The organism is Priestia sp. FSL H7-0729, from assembly GCF_038005685.1.
Taxonomy (GTDB): domain Bacteria; phylum Bacillota; class Bacilli; order Paenibacillales; family Paenibacillaceae; genus Paenibacillus.
The window spans coordinates 129050-153960 of sequence record NZ_JBBOTQ010000003.1; the positions used below are offsets into that span (position 1 = coordinate 129050).

The following is a 24911-nucleotide window of genomic DNA, read 5'->3' on the forward strand; positions in this document are numbered from 1 at the left end:
AATAACGCAAACAAGGGGCCGTTCCATAAGTCATGCTCATGACTTATGGAACGGCCCCTTCGTATGTTTTTAGTCCATATACATCATCTGATCCGCCTGCTCCGACTTGCTTATCCTATTTTCCAGCCGGAAACTGATGAAGTCCTTGATGCACTGCATCCAGCAAACGGCCCGTCTGATCACAGCTGTACTCCCAGAACATGATCCCGGCCAGACCTTGCTCCTTTACGTAATCACATTTGCATCGGATCGATTCTTCATCGTCATACGATATGAGGCTGGACCCATTAAACAGAAACGGTGCAGAGGCTTCTTCATCCCAATAACGGGTGTAACCATTCTTGTTGATGTACTTCGCTTCCAGTTCGGCAAATGACGGACCATAGCCGCCTGTACTGCCAGCCATTTGATGGAGCCCATGGTTTCGGTCAGGAACCTCAGTCCAGATTCGGGAATAGAAGGCGGAGCCGATCACAATCTTCTCCCTCGGAACCCCGGCGCGAACAAACAGGGTCACGGAAGCATCCGCACTCATTCGAAACAAATCTCCGATTGGCGTGTACAGATTCGTATGATGTCCGGTCAGAACCTGAAAACCGCCGCGCATATCATAGGTCATCAACTGGATGTAGTCCAAATATTGTTGCACCTCAGCCATCTCTGTACCGTCTACATAGTATTGATCAGCCCCTGCCGCAATGGTGAGCAGATAATGACGACCATCCTCTGCCCCCTTGGCATTCAGTGTCTCCCGGATCGTTTTGAGAAGCAAGGTGAAATTCCGTTTATCATCAGGGCTGGATGCAATACCAGCTTCACCGTAACAAGGATATTCCCAATCCAGATCGATCCCGTCAAAAGGATATTCTTCCAGCACCCTAACTGCCGATGCTGCCATGCTCTCCCTTCCTGACTGGGTTGAGGCAGCTTCGGAAAAACCGCCTGCACTCCATCCGCCTACAGACAACAGCACCGTAAGATTCCGATGATCCCGCTTCATGTTTGCGATCACATGGCCATTTTTTAAATGCTCGGTGGTGATCATATCATTCTTAACATGTCCGAAGGCTACGTTCAGATGTGTTAACTTCAATAGATCCTCGTGTGTCATGTCAGGAAGAACAGAATCCACGGCATAACCTGCAGCAATATAATTCGTCACCCTCTTCACTCCGATCCATTCGATGATTGTGTTATCGCAGCAGCAATCTGCAAGGCTTCCTTCCCGGTACCAATCTTGTACCCGGAAGCCGAATAACGAACTTGATGCTGAGTATCCAGCACGAACAGATGCGGATAACCCGCTTCGTGATCTGCAGGTTTCGAAATGAAACCAGACAAGGAAGCATAATTGGAGTCCCGTGCAAAAACTGTGCGTATTGGCAGCTTAGGATAACCAACAGGGTCAAAGGAAGCGTTCCATTCCATGTCTCCGATCATAAGCACGATGGGTATGCCCAGCTTATCCAGCGGTTCTGCCAGCTCGCATAGTTCACGAATCAGATGTTTCGTCGGTTCACGCTCCGGTTCAATCCAGGCAGCTATGGCGCCCTCCGATCCCAGAAGTTCCTCCAGCTCCACCTCTGAACCATTCAGATGGGTCAGTATACTTCCTGGTGCAAGTTTACCGAGTACAGGAATATCAATATCAGTCTCACGATAAGACAATACAATCTCAGTTGTATCTCCGGCATTCACGGTAAAGTATATGAAGCGTACGTTTACCGTTCCATCTTTCAGACGAATGCCTGTCGTTAAACGGTAAGCACCTGGTTCAACCTCATATGGCTTGCTATAAACATCCGTACTGCCATAAGGATATATCAGTGTCTTGTAGACGCCATCTTCCAGACGTGCAAACGAGAAGTTCTCGAAATAGGATGCTGCAGGAGTATCCTGCGGAGCTTTTATATCCCTATGAAGTTGGAGCTTTCCCCAGCTTGTACTTACCTGAGTTCGAGGTGAGGTGAGACTAAACACCGTGTCCTCCCATCCTCTGTCGCTTAGATACTGTGGTTTCTGAGCGCTCGGATGTAATCGGGCAGGGATACCCAAACTGCGACATACAGCCACAAACAAAATATCCAGCGACTGAGCGTCCCCCTTCATTAGACTAAACGTCCCTGTGGGATTCCCTTTGCCTTTTAGATTAGGAAGATCGTCATAGTATTCATATTGCTGTTCCAGCATTTGGGCAAGTGTCGAGGGATTCTCCCTGAACGCTGCTGCCTCATCTGCCGAAAATGCATTCTGGAATACACTTCGATAAGGGACCAGCATCTCATAAGAGATCCGCGGACACAGGATGTATCTCACAAACGTATCTTCCGCCCATGATCCTTGCTGCGAGAGCGCACCAATTAGATGATCGTGCAGCGTCTGGCGAGAGGTATCAATTAAATCTTTTTCATTCAATGATTCAAGTAACCGAAGCGGCCACTCACCGTATGAACTGGAGCACTCTTCCAGGAAAGCTGCAATTTCACGACTGTTCCCTCGTGCCTTCTGGAGAATCTCCCATACACGCACCTGGGGCAGTCCAACCGAATGAGCCAGTGAGACAGCCTCCTCTTGACTCAGGAAAGTGTCCTCATACTCGCTTCGGGTCTGTGCTCCTTCCTCCAGACGACGATTGTGAATCTGAATCTGCTCTTCCGATAACGCAACCGCGCTCTCTCCTTCCCCTTCTGGCGGAGGGACCATATCAAAGTCCACGCTCTCTGACGGCTGCTCTGACAAGTCCAATACAAGCTCTACAAGATCACTTTCCTGAGCCTTGAATAGGATTTCACTCCACTTGCCGCCGCTTACCGCACGAATCAAAAGGTCACCATAACCTGTCTTAAAAGCAGCTTCCCCTTGTGCGTTCGTGCTAATTTCGGCAATCGGATAGAATTCTGCCGAATTGTACAACTCAAAGCGGACACTCGCTCCGGGTACAGGCTCTCCCTGCTCATTGTTCACTTTCACACGAATGGTGCGCGTTGGCGCATAGTTCTCAAGCAGATTAATTTCCGTAAATCCCTTTTCGGAGAGCGTTATATCCTCCGGTCCAGGATAGTCGGCATAGATCCTCGTATTAATCAGCATCGCCCTTCGGGCTGGCGGGCTGAACCACCCTTGGTTCAGGCGAGCTTCAGGCTCGCATGCCCCGATGTAATACCACTGACCATCTGCCCAAGCTTCTACCCAGGCGTGATTACTGTCACAGTGAGCCCAGCGCGGTGTGTACACCTGACGGGCAGGGATGCCGATGCTGCGAAGAGCAGCCACCGCCAGCGTGGATTCCTCGCCGCATCGACCCCGAGCATTCCGGATCATCGTCAGCGGTGATATCGTACGCAGATCACTGCCAATATAGGTCGCTTTCTCATGACACCAGTAATTCGTCTCCAGAATGGCATCTGCCATGGATAACTTCGCTGTCCGCTCGGCTAATTCGTCATAGATCAAGCCGCGGAAATCTTCAATATTTTCCGTATTTATCCGATAAGGTAGCACAAAATGAAGGAACAGGTGATCCGGAACGCGATCTCCCCAAGGCACACGTATGCGGGTGTCCAAAGCCCGCCGTACATGACTCAAGAACAAGTCCCCGTTATAGTCAGCCATGTCGTTTACCGGCATATAGGCATAGACAACCTTCAACGCCCATGTCTCTTCTTCCGTTAGCTCCTGCTGAAAAATATCAAACAACTCCGATTTGCGAGCCGCCGCAAAACGTACCTTCTCCTGGAACTTCTGCTCGATCCTCTCCAATGACTGTGCATCAAGGGAAAATACCAAGGTTTGGCTGGTCATTATGTTCTCACTCCTTCCACAGCTTTCCGTCTTCCCGAATACAGATCAAGGCCGTGCCGTCCGAAGAAGGCGCAGTAATCTGGAACAGGCTGCGAGTTGTTTCAATTACAGGCTCACAACTCCACGAATCCTCACCCATAAGCAACTTCATATCCTGGGTAAATTCGCCATGGGTTTCATAATAATTGCGTTCACGGTAATAGAGCTTGCGAAGCTCCCATTTAATTCGTTCGTCTTCCGGCAACTCAAACGACTCATCCGTTCCTTCATCCGAGAATACAACATAACCCCATAACTCCGGGTAGTGCATGTTAATAATGCCCATAGGTGACCACACCCAGTTGTCCTCCGGATAAGGTTTTCCGGTCTCCGGATTCAGCACCTTGCGGTACTCACCGCCCTGTACCTCGGTCTGCCACTCCACACGTGAGAAGTTGACACGCCAGAACTCACCTGGTGCAGGCGGACGGTTTTCTTCGGCACATTCCTTTAGACTGTTCCAGGGAATCGCGACTTCTACACTCCATTTCCGGTTATCAGCTCCAGGTCTGTTCAGTTCTCCATCGATATATACGGCCGTCTTGAGACCGCTGATATCCCAACCGTTAACCGGAGGCCCACCATCCCGATAAGGCTTCACTAATAACAGATCCCATACCGTATTGAGCGCATTGATCTCGAACTCATAATATTGATGGGAATCCCCGTCAGGATCGATAAAAATCTCAAAGTCATTGTCATAGAAAATAACGGAATCACGCTCAGTTAACGTAGCCCATATCTGATCTTCCATCAGCTCGGCAGCAAAGTAGAAATAGTCGTCATCCCATAGCATTTTTACCCGTGTCTGTTTCTCTGGCTTCGGACGAAGATCACCTTCGATATCAACGAAATTATCCGTCCAAGGGGCCGCATCCCAAAAAGCCTTATCCACACGGCCGTCTAACACCAGCGTTTCTTGCGCTCGCTTGCATACATAATGTTTGGGAGCATACTCAATCCTGGGTTCTGGCACTCCACTTCTGTTCATGTCACTCTCTCCAATTCGTAAGGGAGGGCATGCATCTATCGGCACACGCCCTCCCTGTAATAGTTAGTTATGGGTGACAACGGCTCCAGCGCCGCCATACATTTCCAGCTCCTCATCGAATTCGATCTTAAGAACGGTCACCTGTTCATGTGCGTCCTCCGGGGTCATCTTAATCCACGTTGTTCCCGGGATATTGAACCATGGCACGCCTCCATGAATCTCATGATCAAGTTCTCTGCCTGAATGCAGCACGGTAATCTTTTTGATCGGATTGCAGAGACCTTTGATGCATACATTCTCTTTGGGATCATCATACACAAACAGATACAGTGTCTTTCGATCCTCGGATACCGTGCTTCCTCCTAGATAATAGCGGGACATAATGCCTTCACCCGTTCCGAAGACAGCCTCTTCATGGGTTCGGATCCAAGCTCCCAGCCCAAGCAGAATATCCTCCTGCCTCTGATCGATGGTGCCATCTTCACGCGGACCTATATCCAGCAACATATTACCGCCCATTGATATACAATCACAGAACATCCGAATGATCTGATTCAGGGATTTATATTTATGATCAGTTGGTACATAACCCCATGATGTATTGATCGTGGTGCAGAATTCCCAGGGTCCCTCCGGTCTTGTAATCGGAATGCCCTGCTCAGGCGTTTTGTAATCTCCATACCCTTGAAGGCGGGAGTTGATGATGATATCCGGGTTGAAGGAGTGCAGGTAATGCTTGAACTCCGGCAGATTCCACTGCTGGGCACTCCGTTCCCAATCCCCATCAAACCATAGCAGATCCACCTTTCCGTAATTCGTTAAAATCTCTCCCAGTTGATGGTTATTGAATTGCAGGAACTTCTGCCACTTTTCCTGATCCTGAACACCGTCCACAGGACTTGAATACGGGTTGGCATCGCCGAGATCGTCCGGCACTTTTCCACCTTCAAATACACTAGGATAGTCCGGGTGTGACCAATCAATAAGTGAGTAATACATCCCCAGATGAATCCCCTTCTCACGGATCGCTTCCGCATACTCCCTCACGATGTCCCGATTCGCCGGTGTCTGTTTGACGACATTCAGGTCACTATATTGCGTATCCCATAACGCAACGCCATCATGATGCTTCGTTGTCAGCACGGCATACCGGGCTCCAGACTTTTCAATCAGGTCCGCCCACTTCTCCGCGTTGAATTCCGAAGCCGTAAACCCATTCAGTTGCTTCATATATTCGTTGTAGGACATCCTGCCATTATAGAAGGACCAAGACTCCGCAACCCCGTCTACCGCATAGATGCCGTAGTGGATGAATATCCCCAGCTTGGCTTCTTCAAACCATTTTTGCATATCTGATCACACCTCCCCCGAGCATTGTTATATACGAAAAATATGAAAATCAATGAAGCTTGCGGTTATCTTGCTTCCTCCCTGGGAAATATGTTGAATCGACAGACTTTTTTTATTGCCCGGAATTCCAGCGGTCGTATGCTCCCTGATACAGTTCGATGATACGGTCACTGCCCATTTTCTTCATCTGTGCAATGTACTTATCCCAGTTCTCAAGAGGTTCCTGACCCGTCACAAACTTTGCTTCCATCTGCTTGACGTACGTATCCAGGTCAGACAATAGAGCGGTGGCTTCGCTTTGCTCTTCATTCGTCAGATAAACGTTGGGAAATGGTGCTTTTCCGATAGGTACCAACTTCTCTTGATTTTGCTGGTCAATCCACTCATCAAATTCGGTGCGAAGACCCTTCGCTACTTCCGGATCATTAATCCCCGGTGTCAAGATACCAAAGTTCGGCGTGATTTTACCGCGGTATTCCTCACGATCCCCACCCCCAGGAACGGGCAGCCACTCTTTTACGTGATTTTCCTTGTCTTTGAATTGCCATAACACACCTTCCGGACCTTGATTGAACAGAGTCGCACCTTCATAGCTGTACAAGTAATCGATCCATCGCATCGTCGCCTCAGGCGACGGGTTGCTGCTCGTAATCGCAAAGGTACCGCGAGCCGACATACCCGGGTGTTTGCCGTATACCGGAGAGTCTGCCACTTCGCTCTTCACTGGTGTCATCAGCGGGTGATCCGTGCTGGGTTCACCGCCGAGTGTGAAGTATGGATGGTAATCGTTGAAGAGTGCAAGTTTGTTGCTTTCACCTTTTGCTTTTTTCTGATCGCCTGTTTGAGAGAAGGTCTCATGATCCAGCAAGTCTTCCTTCCACAAGCGATTCATGAATGTCAGATACCCTTTGTAACCTTCTTCTTGATAAGGGTAGTGAACTTTTCCGTCCTTATCGGAATAGATGCCTTCGTTGTACATTCCCCAGAAGCCGAAGAAAAACATGCGAAGATCATCGAGTTTTACAGAAGTCAGCGGAATTTCATCTTGCTGGCCATTGCCATTCGGATCTTCTTCTTTGACACGCTTGAGATACGTATACAATTCTTCCGTGGTCTTAGGCTCTTCAACATTAAGCGCCTTTAGGAATTCACCGTTGTACCACATTGGACCTCTATACCATACAGCCGCTTTATCAATGAATGGGAGTGCATACATATGCCCATCAGGTGTTGTAAATGATTTGCGGACATCCGGGTTCTCATCGAGAATCTTTTTGATATTCGGGGCGTAACCTTCGTCAATGTATTTTTCCAACGGAATCAATATGCCCTGACTGCCATATGTCACCTGCTCGGCTGGCTTGAGGTCCGCAGCATAGAACATATCCGGCAAGTCTCCGCTGGCAAATACCAGATTTTTTTTCGTTTCAAAGCTGTCGATTGGTGATAGTTGGTATTCCAACTTGATGCCCGACAGTTTCTCCATTTCTTGCAGCACAGGCATTGTGCTCCAGTCGGCTACACCCGCATCCTGAGACATGACCTTCAGCGTTAGTGTTTTGTCTACAATGGGGAAACCTTCTTTTTTGACCCCCTCAATTGTGGAGGTCGCACTTCCTTCTTCATTGGTTGAACCACAGGCTGCAAGCAATGTTGCGAATAAGGTGAGACAGAGTGTAATGGATGAAGCCTTGCGAAGCTTTTTCATGACAACAACTCCCCTTGTTTAATGTGGTATATGGATTAAGATCATCCCTTAACGGAACCGATCATAACACCCTGGACAAAGTAACGCTGAAGGAATGGATACACTGCAATGACCGGTAGGGTCGCAACAATAATGACAGCATATTTAACCAGCGCAGCAATCTCCGCTTTGGTATTCATCGCCGTTGCTGAAGATGTATCGATAGCGCCTCCCCCCTGTGCCGCCATTTCCTGAAGCACCAGAATCTGGCGCAGAAAGAGCTGCAACGGGTACTTGGAGGAATCATTCAAATAGATCATCGCACTAAAATAGCTGTTCCAGTGTCCGACTCCGTAAAAGAGTGCCATCACTGCAATGATTGGCATGGAGAGCGGAAGCACGATTTTGACGAACAACCGTGTGTTGGTACAGCCATCTATATGCGCCGCTTCCTGCAACTCCTTGGGGATGGTCGATTGGAAGAACGTACGGCATACGATAATATTCCAGATGGATGCAGCTCCAGGCAGAATAAGTGCCCACATGCTATTCACCATACCAAGATCCTTGACCAGCAGGTAACTCGGGACAAGCCCTCCGCCGAAGAACATCGTTACCATAAACATCGCCATGAAGAATCCGCGTCCCACAAAGTCCGAGCGGCTGAGCGCATAGGCTGCTGGTAAAGTGACAATCAGGTTAACGATGGTACCTACGACGGTATAGATAATTGTATTTTTGTACCCGATCCAGATGTTGGTGTTCTCAAACACCCGGGCATAGCCCTCAAATGTAATTCCTTTCGGAAGTAACCACATCTCCCCGGAGCTTACGTATTTGGGATCACTAATTGAGGCACTGATGATATATAGCAGCGGATACAACACAATCACGAGCGCTACCGTCAGATAGATGTAATTGCACACTAAGAACACCTTATCGCTTCTGCTTTCTTTCACTGCGGATGACATGTGTATTCCCTCCTTTTACCACAGGCTGTTTTCACTGGTACGACGTGCGATCTGATTCACGGTAATGAGCAGAATCGCATTAACTACGGAGTTGAACAATCCCACCGCCGTAGAGAAACTGTATTGCGCATCAACCAGACCGGACCGATAGACGAAGGTGGAGATGACATCGGACGAGCCCATATTCAGCGGATTTTGCAGCAGGAGGATTTTCTCGAATCCGACGCCCAGAATACTGCCCATATTCAGAATTAACAAGATGGTGATCGTAGGGATGATGGCTGGTATGTTAATATGTAAAATCCGTTTAAACCGGCTCGCACCATCCACCACAGCCGCTTCATGCAGTTGCGGGTCTACGCCAGATAGGGCCGCAAGGTATATGATCGTGCCCCAACCTGCGCTTTGCCAGACTCCGGACAATACGTACACTGTTTTGAACCACGCAGGGTCCGTCAGGAATTGAGGTGCCTGAAATCCAAGGGCTTCCACCAAATTGACAATCATGCCTGATGAGGGAGACAAAAAGGTAATGATCATACCCGACATCACAACGACCGAAATAAAATGCGGTGCATACGTGACGGTCTGCACAGTACGCTTGAAGAAAGAATCCTTCACTTCATTGAACGCTAGTGCAAGAATGATCGGCAGCGGAAAACCTATAGCCAACTCATACAAGCTGATGCTAAGGGTATTCCATAGCAAATCCCAGAAATAATAAGAATTGAAGAAACGGATGAAATGATCGAATCCGACCCATGGGCTTCCCGTGACACCAAGCGTTGGAATAAAATTTTTGAATGCAATTTGTATGCCGTACATCGGACCGTAATGGAAGATCAGAAAATATAGAAAGGCTGGCGCGATAAACAGATACAACTCCCAGTTTCGAATCATCCTTCTCCCTAATTTATTTTTCTTACTGCTCGGATTGGTGTATACCGATAGGTTTTGCGACAAGGTGTGCTTCCCATCTGGTTGCATCAGTTGTTTCCTCCTTTTTGGTAACGCTTACATACCGAGTTTATGGTTCATTTCCCGATCCGTAAATATGCCATTTCAACCTTTCCATCTAAAATCACTGAATATCCTGTTACAACGGGGGTTTACACTTCGGTTGCCAGCTTGTCATTGTCATTTCGGGGAGTAAAACATGTAGAATTTGACTCATTACCCTCCTATAGTTGTCATTGAGCGTTTCATCACATGAAACTGAAAGAAGTTATATCTGAACCCAACTTAGGAAACAGACCTCAAAAGTCAAAACCCACATATACTCATCGAACACGGTATTCATGTCTCAAGCATCCTACTGGATTCTAATGTTTAGAGGACTTAAGGTTTTACTGCTGTGTACAATGTAATATTATCTATCACATATATATCGCATATTACAAGCCCGTAATTGCTTGCCTTTATTCTATATTTCTTCTCCTTCTTTCGTATATATGTTGTTTTTAACTTTACCTTCAGATGCATAAACCCTTATAAATACTGGAAATCTGAAATCACATGTGTAGATTTTGCACAAAGGTGTGGAATCTGATATCCACAGATATATGGGAAAAAAGAATCAAAAAAAGCCCATTCAGTAACACGAATTAACTTTATAATCTAAGAAAATACCTATTTTACTATCTTTATATGTAATAATTATTATCTCTTTATGTAAAATAACTTACAACATACAAAACATGTTTATAGCTTCGTCTCAAATAAAAAAACCACTCTCCACATATGAATGGAGAATGGTTTATAGGGTTTGCAGGAAATTTACTTGCCAGAAGGTTGAGCTTCTGCCGTATATCCTGTTGGGATATCCGTTTCTGCAGTCACATTTGTGATAACCATCGGATACATCATGTCCGGGTCAGGTTGAATAATGGAATAGAGCACGATCGCGCGTCCATCCTTCTCCAATTTCACATCATCAATCTTCAATCCATAACCAGGGTGTGGCATTTCAGCACTGAGTTTAACTTTGGTTGTTTTGTCATCAACCTTCGTTGTTGTCACTTCAGGTACGATCGCTTGCTGGCCTTCACCTGGATTGGTTGGAGCCGGCTCTGCTGAGCCGCCATTGCCGTGTTTATCCACGAATTCGAGTGCATTGAAGATCATGCTTGCAGCCTCCATACGGGTAAGCGACTGATCTGGACGGAAGTTACCGTCCTTATCCAGTTCAATGATGTTCATGTTCAGCAAGTTCTGGACCGCAGATATGGCGTCCTTACCGATTTTATTTTCGTCCTTAACAAGATTATACTTCATGATGACCGGATAATTCCCGGTTGTGTTAATACCTTCATGAAGCAAAATAACAAATTGCTCGCGTGTCATTTTACCCTGCGGGTTTACTTCTACCGGAATAGACAATCCATTTTGGGTTGCGGCCTGTACAGCATCCGCATACCATGTGTCCGGACTAATTTTATCCTGAGCGGCAGACGCCGCGTATGCATTTTTCAGACCAAATGCATTCACAATCAGTTGAACACCCTGTGGCTCGGACAATGCGAGATCTGGACGGAACAGATCTGCTGTTACTCCGTTAATAATACCTTTTGTTTTCAATGAATCCACAATCGACTTCTGACCTTCATCCTTCACATCTGAGAAAGCGAATACCGATGCACCTCCTGCTGTCAAAGAAACGCAGAGTGCAAGCGTTGCAGCCAATCCTTTTTTATGTTTCATTTCCTGGCACCTCCATATAATTAGTAAAGCCTATTTTTTACCTCTTCATTCCTACAGACGGGGTATGCGTTGAAAATGTTTCAGTAATTTCGACATCTGGTGAATACAACACGGGAACACTGCATAGAACTCATCTCCGCGGTCACGAGTCCAAGCCACCAGTTTTTGCTAACTGGCTTCGTTGACATTGATTCGGATTAGCGCAAAAATAAGCATAGAGAATTCTATCGGATGACGGATAAACAACGAACTAGATCGCATACAGTAAGAGGGCACGACGCGCTAATAACAGGTGTCGGCCCTTTTCTTGACTCCACCTGCCTGAACTGACTTCACCTATAACAAAAGGAGAACAATGCTTATGTCCAAGAAAGGATTACTTCGCGGTTATGTTGTATCGAACTGGCCTATCTATCTGTTTGCTGTTCTTCTGATTATTGCCTCTAATGTGGGGCAAGCATCCTTGCCCCGAATACTTGGCAGTTTCACGGATCAATTGATGCAGAACACGCTCCAGATGCAGACAATCGTAAGGTACAGCCTGTCCCTTCTAGCTATTGCCATCGGCTATAATCTACTGTTCGGTACCGGGCAGTTCATGATTATGAAGCTCGGTCGACGCTTCGAATTCATGACGCGTGAGCGTATATTCAGTAAATTTTCCGAACTTAGCGAACATTATTTCTCCAAACAGGGGAACGGAAAACTGCTCAGTTATGTCATGAATGACGTTACTTCCGTACGTGAAGCGATATCCAATGGCGTGACGCTCATGACCAATGCCACCTTCCTGCTGTTGTCCTGCATTGTCATGATGCTGCTTAGCGGGATTCCGTTGACACTCATTCTAATTAGCGTTGTCCCTTTGCTGGCGATTCCATTTCTGGTCGTGTTTTTTGGTCCACGGATTCGCAAGCGCTCTCGCGACGTGCAGGAAGCTCTTGCCACCATGACGGAATCCGCAGAAGAGCAGCTGGGCGGCATTCGCGTAACCAAAACGTTTGCCATCGAAGACAGTGCTCGTGCACGCTTTGGAACTACCGTCGATGAGATCAAGAGCAAACAGCTTCGGCTCGTTCGTCTGTCTTCCTTGTTTCAAGCTTTGCTCCCGCTGCTGGGAGCCATCTCATTGGTCGTTTCTTTGCTTGTCGGAGGTATGATGACCATGCAGAATTCCATTACACTCGGAAGTTTTGTCGCCTTGACGTTATATCTGCGCATGATCATGGGACCACTTCAACAGATCGGTAATGTCATTAATACCGTTCAGCGCTCAGGCGCATCACTGGAACGAGTAAATGACCTACTTAGCGAAATAGCGGATGTCCGTGAACTTCCCGAAGCCACAGCGCTCCATACCGTACAAGATATCACCATGGAGAACCTAACCTTCTCCTATCCTGGCAGTTCATCTCCTGCTCTCAAAAACATTCAACTCAATATCCGTGCCGGGCGAACGGTGGGTATTGTAGGCAAGACCGGCTCAGGTAAAAGTACCCTCGTTAAGCTGTTGCTGCGTACATATGAACCACCTGAAGGAACGATTCGCATCAATGGTACCGATATTCGGCAGCTGTCACTGGAAAGTCTAAGATCACGCATCGCCTACGTCCCTCAGGATGGCTTCCTGTTTAGCACTACCATCCGGGATAACATCGCATTCAGTGACCGGGAAGTATCGCTGGATACAGTGGAACATAGTGCACGGCAAGCTATGATCTATGACAATATTGTCCGTTTTCCTGATCGCTTCGATACACGGCTTGGCGAACGTGGACTCACCCTGTCTGGTGGACAACGTCAGCGAACCAGCCTTGCAAGAGGACTGATCAAGCAAGCACAGTTACTTATTCTGGATGACAGCATGAGCGCGGTTGATGCCGTCACCGAGAGTGGTATTCTCCGCAGTTTGCGCGAGATCGGCAAGGGCAAAACCACATTGATCATCTCTCATCGCATCAGCGCGGTCCGTCATGCGGACGATATTATCGTTCTGGATGAAGGGCGAGTCGCTGAACAGGGAACACATGCGCAGTTGATGGCTGCCAAGGGGTTATATGCGGCCACCTACCGTTTGCAGGAGGAGGGATTACATCATGTCTAACGCTGAACTTCGACCAGATGCAGAAGAAGATCAGAGTAAACGAACTTCGTTCAAAGCGATGATGGCATACGCCAAACCGCATAAATGGGCTTTTGCCGGTATTTTCTTCTGCTCACTGCTTGGCATATCGGCAGATCTGTTGCAACCCTATCTAGTGAAGATCGCCATCGATGATCATCTGGCCATTGGCCAGACCAGTGTAGGCTTTCTCGTACAGCTTGCAGCCGTCTTTCTCGGGCTGGCTGTTATTAGTTTTATTTTTACCTATATTCAGAATAATCTGTTGCAGCATGTGGGACAGAACATTGTATCCCGGATCAGAAAGGACCTGTTCAAGCATATCTCCAAGATGTCCATGTCCTTCTTTGACCGTTTCCATATCGGCAGTCTGGTTACAAACGTATCAAGTGATACGGAGACCATCAGCAGCTTTTTCACTCAAGTCCTGCTCAGTCTGATTCGGGATGGTATGATGCTGGTGCTCATTATCGTCTTTATGTTCCAACTTGATCCTGTGCTGGCAAGTTACTCCCTGATCGTCCTGCCTGTCATTGCGGTGGTTGCGGTATTATTCCGTAGTCGACTGATGAAGGCTTATCAGAATGCCCGTACGCGTCTTTCCCGTCTGATCGCATTTACGGCGGAAAACTTGTCCGGCATGTTCCTGATTCAGGCTTTTCACCAGGAAGAAGAACAGAAGAAACGTTTCTCGGAACAAAATGCGCTCCATCTGAAGGCCAACATTGCGCAAGCCCGCTCCAATGTTATCTTCAACCGAACGTTTGATATCCTTGGCAATGCGGCACTGGTCATGATGGTCTGGCTTGGAGGTCGCGCCGTACTGGGTGAGTCCCTGCAAGTCGGGGTATTGTATGCGTTTATCAGCTATATTCGTCAGTTCTTCCAACCAATCAACCAGATTACGATGCAATGGAATACATTCCAGTCCACCACCGTATCCATGGATCGCATCTGGAACATCCTGAATACGCGGCCTGAAGTTGCCGACCCTGAGCCTAGGATGGCCTCTTCGCTGGAACCGCGGAACGTGATGGGCCAGATTGATTTTAACAATGTGTCGTTTGGTTATCGGGCAGATCGGCCCCTGATCCAGCATATGAACCTGCACCTCTATCCGGGTGAAATGGTAGGGATCGTGGGCACAACAGGCGCTGGAAAAAGCACCCTGATCTCCCTGCTCAATCGCTTCTATGATGTAGACAAGGGCAGTATCGAAATTGATGGCACCGATATTCGGCAGTTGCCGCAGGCCAAACTTCATCGGATTGTGGGTCTGATTCAACAGGAACCCTTCCTGTTCTCCGGTTCCATCATTGATAATGTGAGAATGTTTCGTGAGGATATTACGCGAGAGCAGGCAATTGAAGCCTGCCGTTTTGTCGGAGCACATGCCATGATCTCACGTTTGTCACAAGGATATGATACACATCTGTCTGAACGCGGAAGCGGGCTGTCTGCCGGGGAGCGGCAGTTGATATCGTTTGCCCGAATTGTTGTGTTCCAGCCCCGAGTGCTCATCCTGGATGAGGCAACGGCCAATCTGGATTCACACACGGAACAGCTCGTGCAGCAGGCGCTCGAATCGGTATCCCAGGGACGCACCACCATTGTTATTGCCCATCGTCTGTCCACAGTGATGCATGCGGATCGAATTCTGGTGATGGAGAATGGCGAGATTGTGGAGGAAGGATCGCATCAGGAACTGATTGAAGCCCAAGGCGTGTATGCCGATCTGTACACGCATGCGCGTGATGCAGGTAAAAATTCAGCGATATCAGGATAATGGACGTGAATGAAGTTCGTGTTAAACTATAGATCGGGCTAACGAACTCATCTGGGTCTGTCATCTGTATTATAGCCAGTAACGTTGAACATGCCGCTCTGCTCATGCAGGCGGCACGTTTGGCATATCGATCAGCATTGTTATTAGGAGGCACATCTATGCAGCAACCTGAAATCCCCAAGCATGATCATCAGCAGATATATTACCGACGCAGCACTGCTCTATGGAAAGCAAGTCTATGCTTCCTTTTCCTCCTCTTGTGTGTGAGCCTATTATGGATCATTGTGGACGGACAAGCCGAAAGACTGGAGACGATATACTATTCCATCGCTGCTGTGCTGGGTATGTGGTTGATCGGCCCCCTATTCTTCATGTTTGTGTCACGACTAATCAGAACGCCTGCCGTGTTGTTATCCTGGGATGATGATGCGTTGAACACGGGGAAGCGGAAGATTCCATGGAGCCGGATTCGCAAAGTCGAACTTGCCTCACCTGCCCGTAGCAAGTGGCTCCTGTCCGCTTCTCCCATGATCGTTCTGTTCCTGAAGGACGGCACCCGATCTCATATTCAGACCGATCATCTACTCAGCAAAAAAGAGCTGAACCAAGCGGTGTCTTTGCTTCAGGAGACTTTGCATGATCGGCAGCAAGATCATTGACTATCGTGATGGATGAGACGAGGCACACACACATCACTGTGATTTCTCCACACCTATGGACAGGCTGACTCTGTAATTGCCGTAAGGCAGCAAGGCTTCCAACAGTTGGCCAAGCTGCTCTGTGGTGCTGGTCTGCACCCGCATCAGATAACAGCCTTCTCCGCTGACGCGATGGACTTCAACGATGTCCTTACGATCAGCAATGAATGTACGAAAGGCAGCATGTCTGTCACCGGAGTTCAAGAAAACCGTGACAAAAGCCTGTAGGCCGAGGCCAAGGCGTTCCGGGTTCCATTTTACCGTGTACCCTTCGATTACCCCCAGGTCTTGCAGCTTGCGCACTCTTGCACCGACGGCCTGTCCCGTGAGATGAACCTCTTCACCGATCTCTTTGTGAGAACGTTTGGCATCCTGAATCAGGATCTGCAAAATACGGATATCTGTGTCATCTATCATTTCATTCATCTTGCTTCAGCAATCCTTTCACAGTGAAATTAGCTTAGCCTAATTCCATTCAACATGTTATGTACGCCGTTAAACGGGTTGTATACCATATAGGGTAATACTATTCAACAACCCGAAGGAGTGCAAATATCATGAAAATTCAATTGATTCGCAATGCTACACTGTGGCTGGAATACGGAGGGCTGAACATTCTCGTTGATCCGATGCTGATGGACGCCGAAGTCATGCCTGCATTCCCCAATACACCCAATGAGTTACGAAATCCAAGAGTAGCTCTGCCTGAAACCGAAACGGATTATCTGAATCCAGATCTGTTGATTGTGACACATACCCATCCCGATCACTGGGATGAAGCAGCGGCGAAACAACTCGGTAAAGACATTCCTCTGATCTGCCAGCCTGGGGATGAGCATGTATTTTTGGGCGCCGGTTTCACGAATGTAACAGCTCTAGATGAAAAGCATGAGCATCATTCTGTTCGATTGGCCCGTACTTCCGGCCATCATGGTACAGGACAAATCGGCGAACGTATGGGCAACGTGTCCGGTTTCGTACTTGAAGCAGACGGAGAACCCGTCACCTATATCGCTGGGGATACCATCTGGTGCGAAGAACCTGCTGAGGCCATTCGTCAATACACGCCTGAAGTCATTGTTGTGAATGCCGGCGGCGCATGCTTCGTGGAGGGTGATCCCATTACAATGGACGGGCCTGACGTTGTAGCCGTGAAGCGCCATGCGCCGTCTGCACATGTCATCGCCGTGCACATGGATGCGATTAATCATTGTATGATGTCTCGTACGGATCTTGCCACTTATCTGGCATCTGAGCAGTTGGACGGTCAGGTACTCATTCCGCGTGATGGCGAGAGTTTTGAGTTTTAAAGCGAAAGCGCGTACGCACCTCCGATGCATACCTTTCCCTATAAATACAACGAAAAAAGCTGGATGCGATGAACTCGCACTCAGCTTTTTTTGATTCAAGAAACACTCTGACTATTACTGGACTTTCAAACGGATCACGTTCCATGATGCTTTTGCCAAACTCGCTGTAATCAGGGTCTCGGATACAACTGCACCACCGCGATTATGAGGAGCAACGCGGTTCGGTTGTGCGGCCGTATTCGATGCTTTGAGGTCATCGCTTTCCAGCACGATATGCTCAATCAAGCTGCATTTCCCGAAACTGCGCAGATCCACTTCGAGCGGAAGCGATTCTTCCAGATGACGATTGACTGCAAATACAGTCACTTCACCCTGCTCTTCGTTATGAACTGCAATACCCTCCAGATAAGGAACATCCGTGATTTGTTTAGTATCGTATTTCGGAGATTGGATCAATGGCACCAATGCCGTTCCACGTCCGAACAAAGATGTATGCATGAATGGATAGAAGATCGTCTGTCTCCACGAACCACCGCCCGTCTCTGTCATGATTGGTGCAATAACGTTAACGAGTTGTGCCAGACATGCCATTTTAACCCGATCTGCATGTTTAAGCATACTGATCAACATACAACCGACAAGCAGTGCATCCTCGTGGTTATAGATATCCTCAAGCTGTGGCGGAGCAATCTGCCACGGGTCCATTTTGGAGTCACTTTCATGAGAGTGATACCATACATTCCACTCGTCAAAGGACAGGAACATCGTCTTCTTGCTGCGCTTCTTCGCTTTGATATAATCACAGGTCGCCTTCACGGTATCGATAAAACGATCCATTTCAAGCGAACGTGCCAGGAAGGTTGGCGTATCCTGCTCCTGATTGCCGTAGTACTGATGCAGGGACAGATACTCCACATGGTCATACGTATGATCCAGCACGGTTGCTTCCCAATCCGGGAATGATGGCATATTCAGGTTCGAACTTCCGCAAGCTACCAGTTCAATGGTCGGGTCCGTCCACTTCATGACTTTTGCCGCTTCAACAGCTGCACGTCCATACTCTTCTGCCGTTTTGTGACCGATCTGCCAAGGACCATCCATCTCGTTGCCCAGACACCATGTTTTGATCGCATGCGGCTGCTTGTATCCATGCTTGATGCGAAGATCACTATAATACGAACCTTCCGGATGGTTGCTGTATTCTACAATATTGCGTGCTGCATCGGCGCCCCGTGTTCCCAGATTGACGGCCATCATGACTTCCGAATTCGCCTGTTTCGCCCAGTCCACGAATTCGTTGAAGCCAAATTCATTGGTCTCAATCGTTCTCCAGGCCAGTTCCAGTCTGCGTTTGCGTTCAGACACCGGCCCAACCGAATCTTCCCAATTGTAACCGGATACAAAATTACCGCCTGGATAACGCACAATCGGTACATTTAACTCTTTGACCATCTCCAGCACATCCGTGCGGAAACCCTGTTCGTTCGCTGATGGATGCCCTGGCTCGTAAATCCCGCCATATACGGCACGTCCGAGATGCTCAATAAATGATCCGTACAAGCGCTTATCCACTACACCAATAGTAAAATCTTTATCTACCGTCATTTTTGCTTTTTCCATAATGGATTTCAACTCCCTTAGATTAATATAAAAATTAATTTATATTCTATGGATCAACGTTCATATTTATATTAAAATCGATTATAGCCTTAATTTCAACCTGAATTTTGCAAAATGTTATTCTTTTTACTGAATTTATGTTTAACTTAATTCTATAAAGACAAATGGAGGAACAACTGTGATCAGAGCAAATACCGATGCCGAATGGCTCCCCCTATATGAAGCACTTGCCAGTGAAGTACGTTTACAGATTATCCGCCTTGTTGCAGAGACACCCATGAATGTGAAAGACCTCGCTGCTTCATTGGGTCTGAGTAGTGCCATCGTGACCATGCATGTCCGCAAACTTCAGGATGTGGGCATTATTCAGTCCAAAATGATACGCAAAGACGGTGGCACACATAAAATGAACAGCCTGGCTGTAGACTGGATTGGCATTTCCATGCCGCAGGATAGCGGGACAGCCCGCAAGTTGCACGAGGTGTCCGTACCTGTGGGACACTACACCCATTTTGACGTCTATCCGACATGTGGTCTCGCTACGTCCACTCAGGTGATTGGACAGTACGATGACCCTCGCTATTTCCTCGACCCCGAGCGAATGCATGCCCATATTCTGTGGTTTGGCCGTGGTTTTGTGGAGTACAAAATTCCAAACTATATTTTATCCGGACAACAGATCAACGCCATTGAATTGTCCCTGGAGATTGGATCAGAAGCCCCATCCGTTAATCCGAACTGGCCCTCGGATATTACATTCATGCTTAATGGCATCCGATTAGGAGAATGGACAAGCCCTGGAGATTCAGGCAACGGACGCGGCATGTTCACCCCGGAATGGTGGAGTGACAGTGTTAATCAATATGGCATGCTCAAGGTACTGCGAATTACGAATGAAGGTACATTTATTGACGGACAACATCTATCCGAGATCACTCTTGCGGATATTCCCGTGGAACGCAATCAGTGGACCCTTCGTCTTTCGGTGGAGGAAGATGCCCGGCATGTAGGCGGGCTTACCTTGTATGGTGAGGGGTTCGGAAACTATAATCAGGACATCCTGTTCCGATTGTACTATCAGGATTGATTTCTTCTGTTCAATAGAAAACACAAAAACACCTCCCACTCGCCCTGAAAGGCAAAATGGAAGGTGTTTAATATACATATGAACATCCGAAAAATATCTTAGAAGTTCTAAGAAGGTTCTTGTTCTGACTTACAGTGCACTGCCACCAAACAGGAAGCGGTACTCCCAATGTTTGCCGGAGATATCACTAATCGTTACACCACCGCCGGCGTTGGAGTACGTATGCAATACCTTGCCATCGCCCAGGTAAATGCCTGTGTGCGTAATGGTTGCGCTGGATTTATTCACGCCCGAATACGATGATGCAGAACTGCCTTTATAAGACATGAAATACATCAGGTCACCGCGCTTCAGGTTTTTCCAGTTGGTCTGAACCGCACCCTTCTCTTTCACATAGGCTCCCTGTTTACGAGAATCAGCTGGAAGCTTGATGCCAAGTGCATCGATAAAAGCCTGACGTATAAAGCTGGAACAGTCAAACGTAGCTGTGCTATTACGACTCGCTCCGAATTCATACGGTGTACCCCAATATTTCATTCCCGCTGCAATGACTTTTTCTATAGACGCATTGCCGGTTTCCGATGTGGAGCTGTTCGAACCCGAACCGCTTGTACCACCACTTACAGCTTGTGTGTATTTGGATGAAGAAGATATGTAGCCTGTCCGATTCGCAGAATCCTTAACTTTATACCAATCCGAACCGGATTGTTGAAGCACCGTTACCGTTTCCCCTTTAGCGACCAAGCGAACAATCTTCGCAGAAGAAGAAGGTGTTGTGCGTAGGTTTACGCCCCAAATTACTTTTACTTGTGAATTCTCAACAGCAGCTGCCGATACCTGTGCCGTTAGTGCTCCTGTCGTCAGACTTCCCATCAGCATCGATGCTGTGACACTTGCTGTAATAATCGTTTTCTTCCAATTCATGATGTCGAGTTCCCCCTGATGTTACAGAATTTTAACCTGGCTTGCTTCTCCCCGGCTTGCCCCATTGTAAACGGGCTATCCATAACGTTCATCAGTCAAAAGTCCTGTATTGATGCAGGCGCACTTGAGCACTAAGTATCAGGGGCTGTCCATCCTATATTGGCAAAAAGCACTGCTGATTCCTTCTTTTACAAAGGTTAAATTATTGTAACTATTTGATATGCTTCATTTTTCAACGATAAAAGAGTTAGGTCAATTCTCATCCAGAGAATGAGTCATATGAACTATATTTTAATGTTTAAAATCGCAAATATGGTAAACATTACTATGGTTCATTTTCTAATTACCGTTCCCTGTGTTCACATTTTGCTTCTGATTGTTCATATTCGAAGGGTTTCCTTAACCAAAAAGAAAAGCCAGGGACTTCTCCCCGGCTTAACCTGTAGATCTACAGCTGGTCTACCAGCTCATTTAAGGTTCGATTCCCCATACCTTGACGCCGTCCTGATAAGCTGTCACTTTCGTCCAGGCACTGAAGGACGTTTGGGTGGAATCAAAGGAATAATCATTCGTTAGATCAAAATTCGTCCAGTTGTTTTTCGAGAAACGTACCTGGATAATTCCAGTCTCGGCACCCGCAGCCAAGCTGCCCGCACCCGATTTGAACCCAATTTCCAGATAGGTATCTGCCGTGCCCTTGGCTGGATCTATCGAAACAAAATGCCCTTCCACGTTACTGCTGCCAATCTGTGCATAATCACACCAGAAACTCAGATCAGCGGCACTGTCCTTCGTGAAATAATACCGGACCTTCACTTTGCTCAAGTCCACAGCAGTTGTACCTGTATTCTTCACATTGAACTGTGGAGTGATCGCATTGCCAGAAGTTCCTGAACCACCATTGCGATATTGCACTTCAAGTGTTCCCGTTGTGACCGGAGGGGCTAATGGTGTCAACACCAAGACATTCGAATTCGTCTGACCACTCGTATTCACGGCTACAATTCGGTAATTATATGCCGTACCATTCACCGCTGTAGCATCGGTATACGTCAGTGCAGTCAACCCCGTTGCCAGATCAGCATATGCTCCGCTGCCTACCGAACGCTGCACCTTATAACTTGCTGCTCCAGTCGACGCTGTCCATGTCAGTACCGCCTTAGCATTGCCAGCCGTTCCAGTAAGGTTGAATGCGCCTGGCACAACGACACCTGAGAGTGGTGTTGCAGATGCCTGTGTCGACGGTGCAGACTCACCTACGGCATTTACCGCAGTGATGACATAATAATACGTTGTACCGTTGGTCAAGCCCGTATCCGTGAATGTTGATCCTGTGACCCCTGTCGCTACAGATGTATAAGGACCACCATTCACCTCTGCACGTTTCACAGTATACGAGGCTGCACCAGCGGCTGCGTTCCAATTCAGAACCACTTGCTCATTTCCTCCGGTTGCTGTTACGCCAGCAGGAACAGCGGGCACTTCCACTTCCGGACTATCGGAATCTCCGAGGAGACGATCATACTCTCCATACGCTGTAGCCATATCCACCTGTGACCAGAAGCGGTGGTACGTAAAGGTAGGGGCTCCGTTTTCCCACTGCTTCGTGGTCGGGTTATACGACGTTTTGTACAGATTATCCAGGTAAGCCCACGCCGGATCTTGCTTGATGGCCGGACGCAGATCGGAGTATCCGATGTATACTCCATTACCGCCTTTCGCCGGATCGGATGGTACACCTGCTGTACCTGGAATCGTGTTGCCTTGACCAAAGGTTCCAGACCAGTTCGCCGGGATATAGATCTCTTTGGCAAAGAAGCGGAAATAGTCTTTACGCTCCTCTTCCGTTACAATCCCCACGCCATCATTGTAATCCCAAGCGGTATCCAACAGGGCCTCAGCCAGATCCTTGGCTTCTTGGCCTTTCGCGCTAAGTGTGCCGTTCTCCGCCTGTGTTCCTGCCGCAAAGAAAGTCAGAGCTTTAACGTAACTTCCCAGAACTCCTGTGTCCTGCACGGGATCTTTGGTCGTTACACGGAAGTTCGGATTTTCCGTAAACGAACTGAATCCGTTCCATTTGTCCGGTTGACCCTGCCATTCCTGACCACCCGGAATCCAGAACTCTCCCGGAGCTGGCGTTGTCGCTACCTGAACATTCGTTCCACCCAAAATGCGCTCTCCAGCTGCATTCAGATAATAACCTTGCGCATCCGTCACCGGACGTTCACCTACAAACACATAATCCTTACTCCAGTCGATCCACTTCGTGATCACTTTTTTGGCCATCTGGAAGTTCTCAGAGGTCAGATCACCGCTCTCCGCGAGAATATAGTACATCTCGGCTACACGCTCCAGCGGCCATGCCTGGAATCCAAACCAGGTGTTGGAATCCGGATCACGATACACGGGTGCTTCTTGATAGGCCATGTCATAGAATGTACTAACTCCTGCCGGATAAGCCGCATAGGAACCGCCAATACTGTTGGTTGCTCCCCCGCCAATGGCTCCTTCATGGGCTTGTAGCCAAGTGTAGAATTCCAGCTGACGTTTCAGCGTAGCATTCCAATCTGCCTTCGCTGTTGCTGATTCCGGAATCAAGCCGCCAGCTGGGTCAGACAAGGCATAGGCTGCAACCGGATTTTGATAAGCCTGATGGGTATGGCTCGCGCCAATACGCCAAGCCCAATCCCCACCTTGGCCCAGGCCACCGCCCCAAGACGTGTACCAAGCCATGAGATACATGTTGGAATCCTTGCCTGTGCCCGGAGTAGGCGTACCGTTCTTTGCACTTCCAATTTTCTGGAAGTATTTATCATACATCCCATAGCGCAGATAGTCTCCCATCTTCTTCGCTTTATCCAGATATTCCGGATTGTTATACCCCATCTCCTTCGCCCAATACAGCACCTGTACAGCACGTGCATCGGCATCCGTTGCGTTGGTATAACGCCATTGCGCTGACGGTGTCTGATTTTCCTTGGTGAACAAGCTCATGAAGCCCTCGTTGGCCTTACCAAAGGATTTGTCATCCTGGGATGGATGCGGAATGGCTTCCCACACAGACTCCTGCTCCCCTCGCTGGAACGTGTTCACATAAGTAGCTGTATGCGATGGATTCAACAGGTTGCCGTATCCATACCAGTCATCCACATCGACCAACCAGTGCATGAGATAGGTCTGATTGTCACCATAGGTCGCCTTCAGTTCAGCATCAATCGGGTCTTTACCCGCTGCATATTGACCATTAAGTTGCGATGGATATTGATCAGGGAAAGGTTTTTCTCCTGCATACGTAGCAGGGCTGTTCGGATTGTATGAGCTCATCGTAGGCTGCTCTTCCTTGCCATCACCTTCGTTGACCGGGATAATGAATTTTTCCATACTATCCCAAGCTGCTTCCAGTTGGGACCAATCTCCGGTGTAGTGACCATACATGGTCTCCAACCATAGCCAGTAACTGTATGCCTCGGACGTCGTCATATGACCATAATCCGGAGCCTCACTGAGCAGGGTCTCAATGGAATGATAAGGCAGACCCTCTGGTGAAAAATATCCGTTCGCCGGATCTTTCAACTGATCATACAATTGCAAAAACCGGGCTTCATTGATGCTGTCGGACTGAATCTCGATGGCCTGATCTGCGGCGTGTGCCGTCTGCGGCCCAGCCCAGAGTCCGGTGTATCCGGTCAACATGACGGTTCCCGCCAGCATGGCTGTTAAACTTTTTTTCGCAGCTGATTTCAACATTGATATATACCTCCCTGGAATATTGGAATATAAGTGCGTGTTCAAAAAGAGCGGTTTTCAGTACCGAGAAGATGGGAT

General features: G+C 48.0%; 17 protein-coding genes. 5 read left to right on the forward strand and 12 right to left on the reverse strand.

The annotated features are described in order from the left end of the window. Positions 1-115 precede the first annotated feature (115 nt). The 8 genes from MHH93_RS09660 to MHH93_RS09695 form a co-directional block, all read right to left on the reverse strand. Complete coding sequence (locus MHH93_RS09660) at positions 116-1162, reverse strand: glycoside hydrolase family 18 protein (protein WP_500053863.1); 1047 nt, start codon at positions 1160-1162, stop codon at positions 116-118. A gap of 5 nt (positions 1163-1167) precedes the next feature. Further along, positions 1168-3801, reverse strand: coding sequence for a transglutaminase family protein (locus MHH93_RS09665; protein ID WP_500053864.1), 2634 nt, complete (start codon positions 3799-3801; stop codon positions 1168-1170). A gap of 7 nt (positions 3802-3808) precedes the next feature. Next, a complete protein-coding gene (locus MHH93_RS09670; protein WP_500053865.1) occupies positions 3809-4831 on the reverse strand; it encodes a carbohydrate-binding family 9-like protein in 1023 nt (340 codons plus the stop codon). Between the two features lie 63 nt (positions 4832-4894). Further along, the gene (locus MHH93_RS09675) at positions 4895-6181 is read right to left on the reverse strand and encodes an alpha-L-fucosidase (protein WP_500053866.1); all 1287 of its coding nucleotides are present in this window, start codon (positions 6179-6181) and stop codon (positions 4895-4897) included. Positions 6182-6293: 112 nt separating this feature from the next. Then, positions 6294-7889 carry an extracellular solute-binding protein gene (locus tag MHH93_RS09680; protein ID WP_253431291.1) on the reverse strand — a complete coding sequence of 532 codons (1596 nt, stop codon included), beginning with the start codon at positions 7887-7889 and terminating at the stop codon, positions 6294-6296. Between the two features lie 41 nt (positions 7890-7930). Next, positions 7931-8839 carry a carbohydrate ABC transporter permease gene (locus MHH93_RS09685; protein WP_442031458.1) on the reverse strand — a complete coding sequence of 303 codons (909 nt, stop codon included), beginning with the start codon at positions 8837-8839 and terminating at the stop codon, positions 7931-7933. A gap of 15 nt (positions 8840-8854) precedes the next feature. Then, positions 8855-9826: an ABC transporter permease gene (locus tag MHH93_RS09690; RefSeq protein ID WP_500053867.1), complete on the reverse strand. Its 972-nt coding sequence runs from the start codon at positions 9824-9826 to the stop codon at positions 8855-8857. 789 nt (positions 9827-10615) lie between these two features. After that, positions 10616-11539 (reverse strand): S-layer homology domain-containing protein, encoded by a 924-nt coding sequence (locus tag MHH93_RS09695; protein WP_500053868.1) that lies wholly within the window; start codon positions 11537-11539, stop codon positions 10616-10618. Positions 11540-11900: 361 nt separating this feature from the next. Here MHH93_RS09695 and MHH93_RS09700 point away from each other — a divergent pair, with 361 nt between their 5' ends. The 3 genes from MHH93_RS09700 (at position 11901) to MHH93_RS09710 (ending at position 16106) form a co-directional block, all read left to right on the forward strand. Continuing rightward, positions 11901-13643 (forward strand): ABC transporter ATP-binding protein, encoded by a 1743-nt coding sequence (locus MHH93_RS09700; protein ID WP_500053869.1) that lies wholly within the window; start codon positions 11901-11903, stop codon positions 13641-13643. Continuing rightward, a complete protein-coding gene (locus tag MHH93_RS09705) occupies positions 13636-15447 on the forward strand; it encodes an ABC transporter ATP-binding protein (RefSeq protein WP_500053870.1) in 1812 nt (603 codons plus the stop codon). The genes MHH93_RS09700 and MHH93_RS09705 overlap by 8 nt, the downstream gene beginning before the upstream one ends. Positions 15448-15605: 158 nt before the next feature. Then, complete coding sequence (locus MHH93_RS09710) at positions 15606-16106, forward strand: DUF5381 family protein (protein WP_500053871.1); 501 nt, start codon at positions 15606-15608, stop codon at positions 16104-16106. Positions 16107-16139: 33 nt separating this feature from the next. Here the strand turns inward: MHH93_RS09710 and MHH93_RS09715 are convergent, their stop codons facing one another. Beyond that, positions 16140-16571, reverse strand: a complete 432-nt coding sequence (locus MHH93_RS09715) for an Lrp/AsnC family transcriptional regulator (protein WP_339240158.1) — start codon at positions 16569-16571, stop codon at positions 16140-16142. A 131-nt stretch (positions 16572-16702) separates the two neighbouring features. Between MHH93_RS09715 and MHH93_RS09720 the strand changes: the two genes are divergently transcribed. After that, positions 16703-17455 (forward strand): MBL fold metallo-hydrolase, encoded by a 753-nt coding sequence (locus MHH93_RS09720; RefSeq protein ID WP_500053872.1) that lies wholly within the window; start codon positions 16703-16705, stop codon positions 17453-17455. Positions 17456-17569: 114 nt separating this feature from the next. On the opposite strand, the gene arfA is transcribed toward MHH93_RS09720, so the two are convergent. Continuing rightward, a complete protein-coding gene (arfA, locus tag MHH93_RS09725) occupies positions 17570-19075 on the reverse strand; it encodes an arabinosylfuranosidase ArfA (RefSeq protein ID WP_421887544.1) in 1506 nt (501 codons plus the stop codon). 178 nt (positions 19076-19253) lie between these two features. On the opposite strand from arfA, the gene MHH93_RS09730 reads away from it, so the two are divergent. Beyond that, positions 19254-20162 carry an ArsR/SmtB family transcription factor gene (locus tag MHH93_RS09730; RefSeq protein WP_500053873.1) on the forward strand — a complete coding sequence of 303 codons (909 nt, stop codon included), beginning with the start codon at positions 19254-19256 and terminating at the stop codon, positions 20160-20162. Between the two features lie 129 nt (positions 20163-20291). Here MHH93_RS09730 and MHH93_RS09735 read toward each other — a convergent pair whose 3' ends face one another. Together MHH93_RS09735 and MHH93_RS09740 are read right to left on the reverse strand one after the other, a co-directional pair. Further along, entirely contained in the window at positions 20292-21086 is a 795-nt protein-coding gene (locus MHH93_RS09735; RefSeq protein WP_500053874.1) for a C40 family peptidase, read from the reverse strand. Positions 21087-21557: 471 nt separating this feature from the next. Further along, the gene (locus MHH93_RS09740) at positions 21558-24833 is read right to left on the reverse strand and encodes a glycoside hydrolase family 48 protein (protein WP_500053875.1); all 3276 of its coding nucleotides are present in this window, start codon (positions 24831-24833) and stop codon (positions 21558-21560) included. Between the last annotated feature and the right edge of the window lie 78 nt (positions 24834-24911).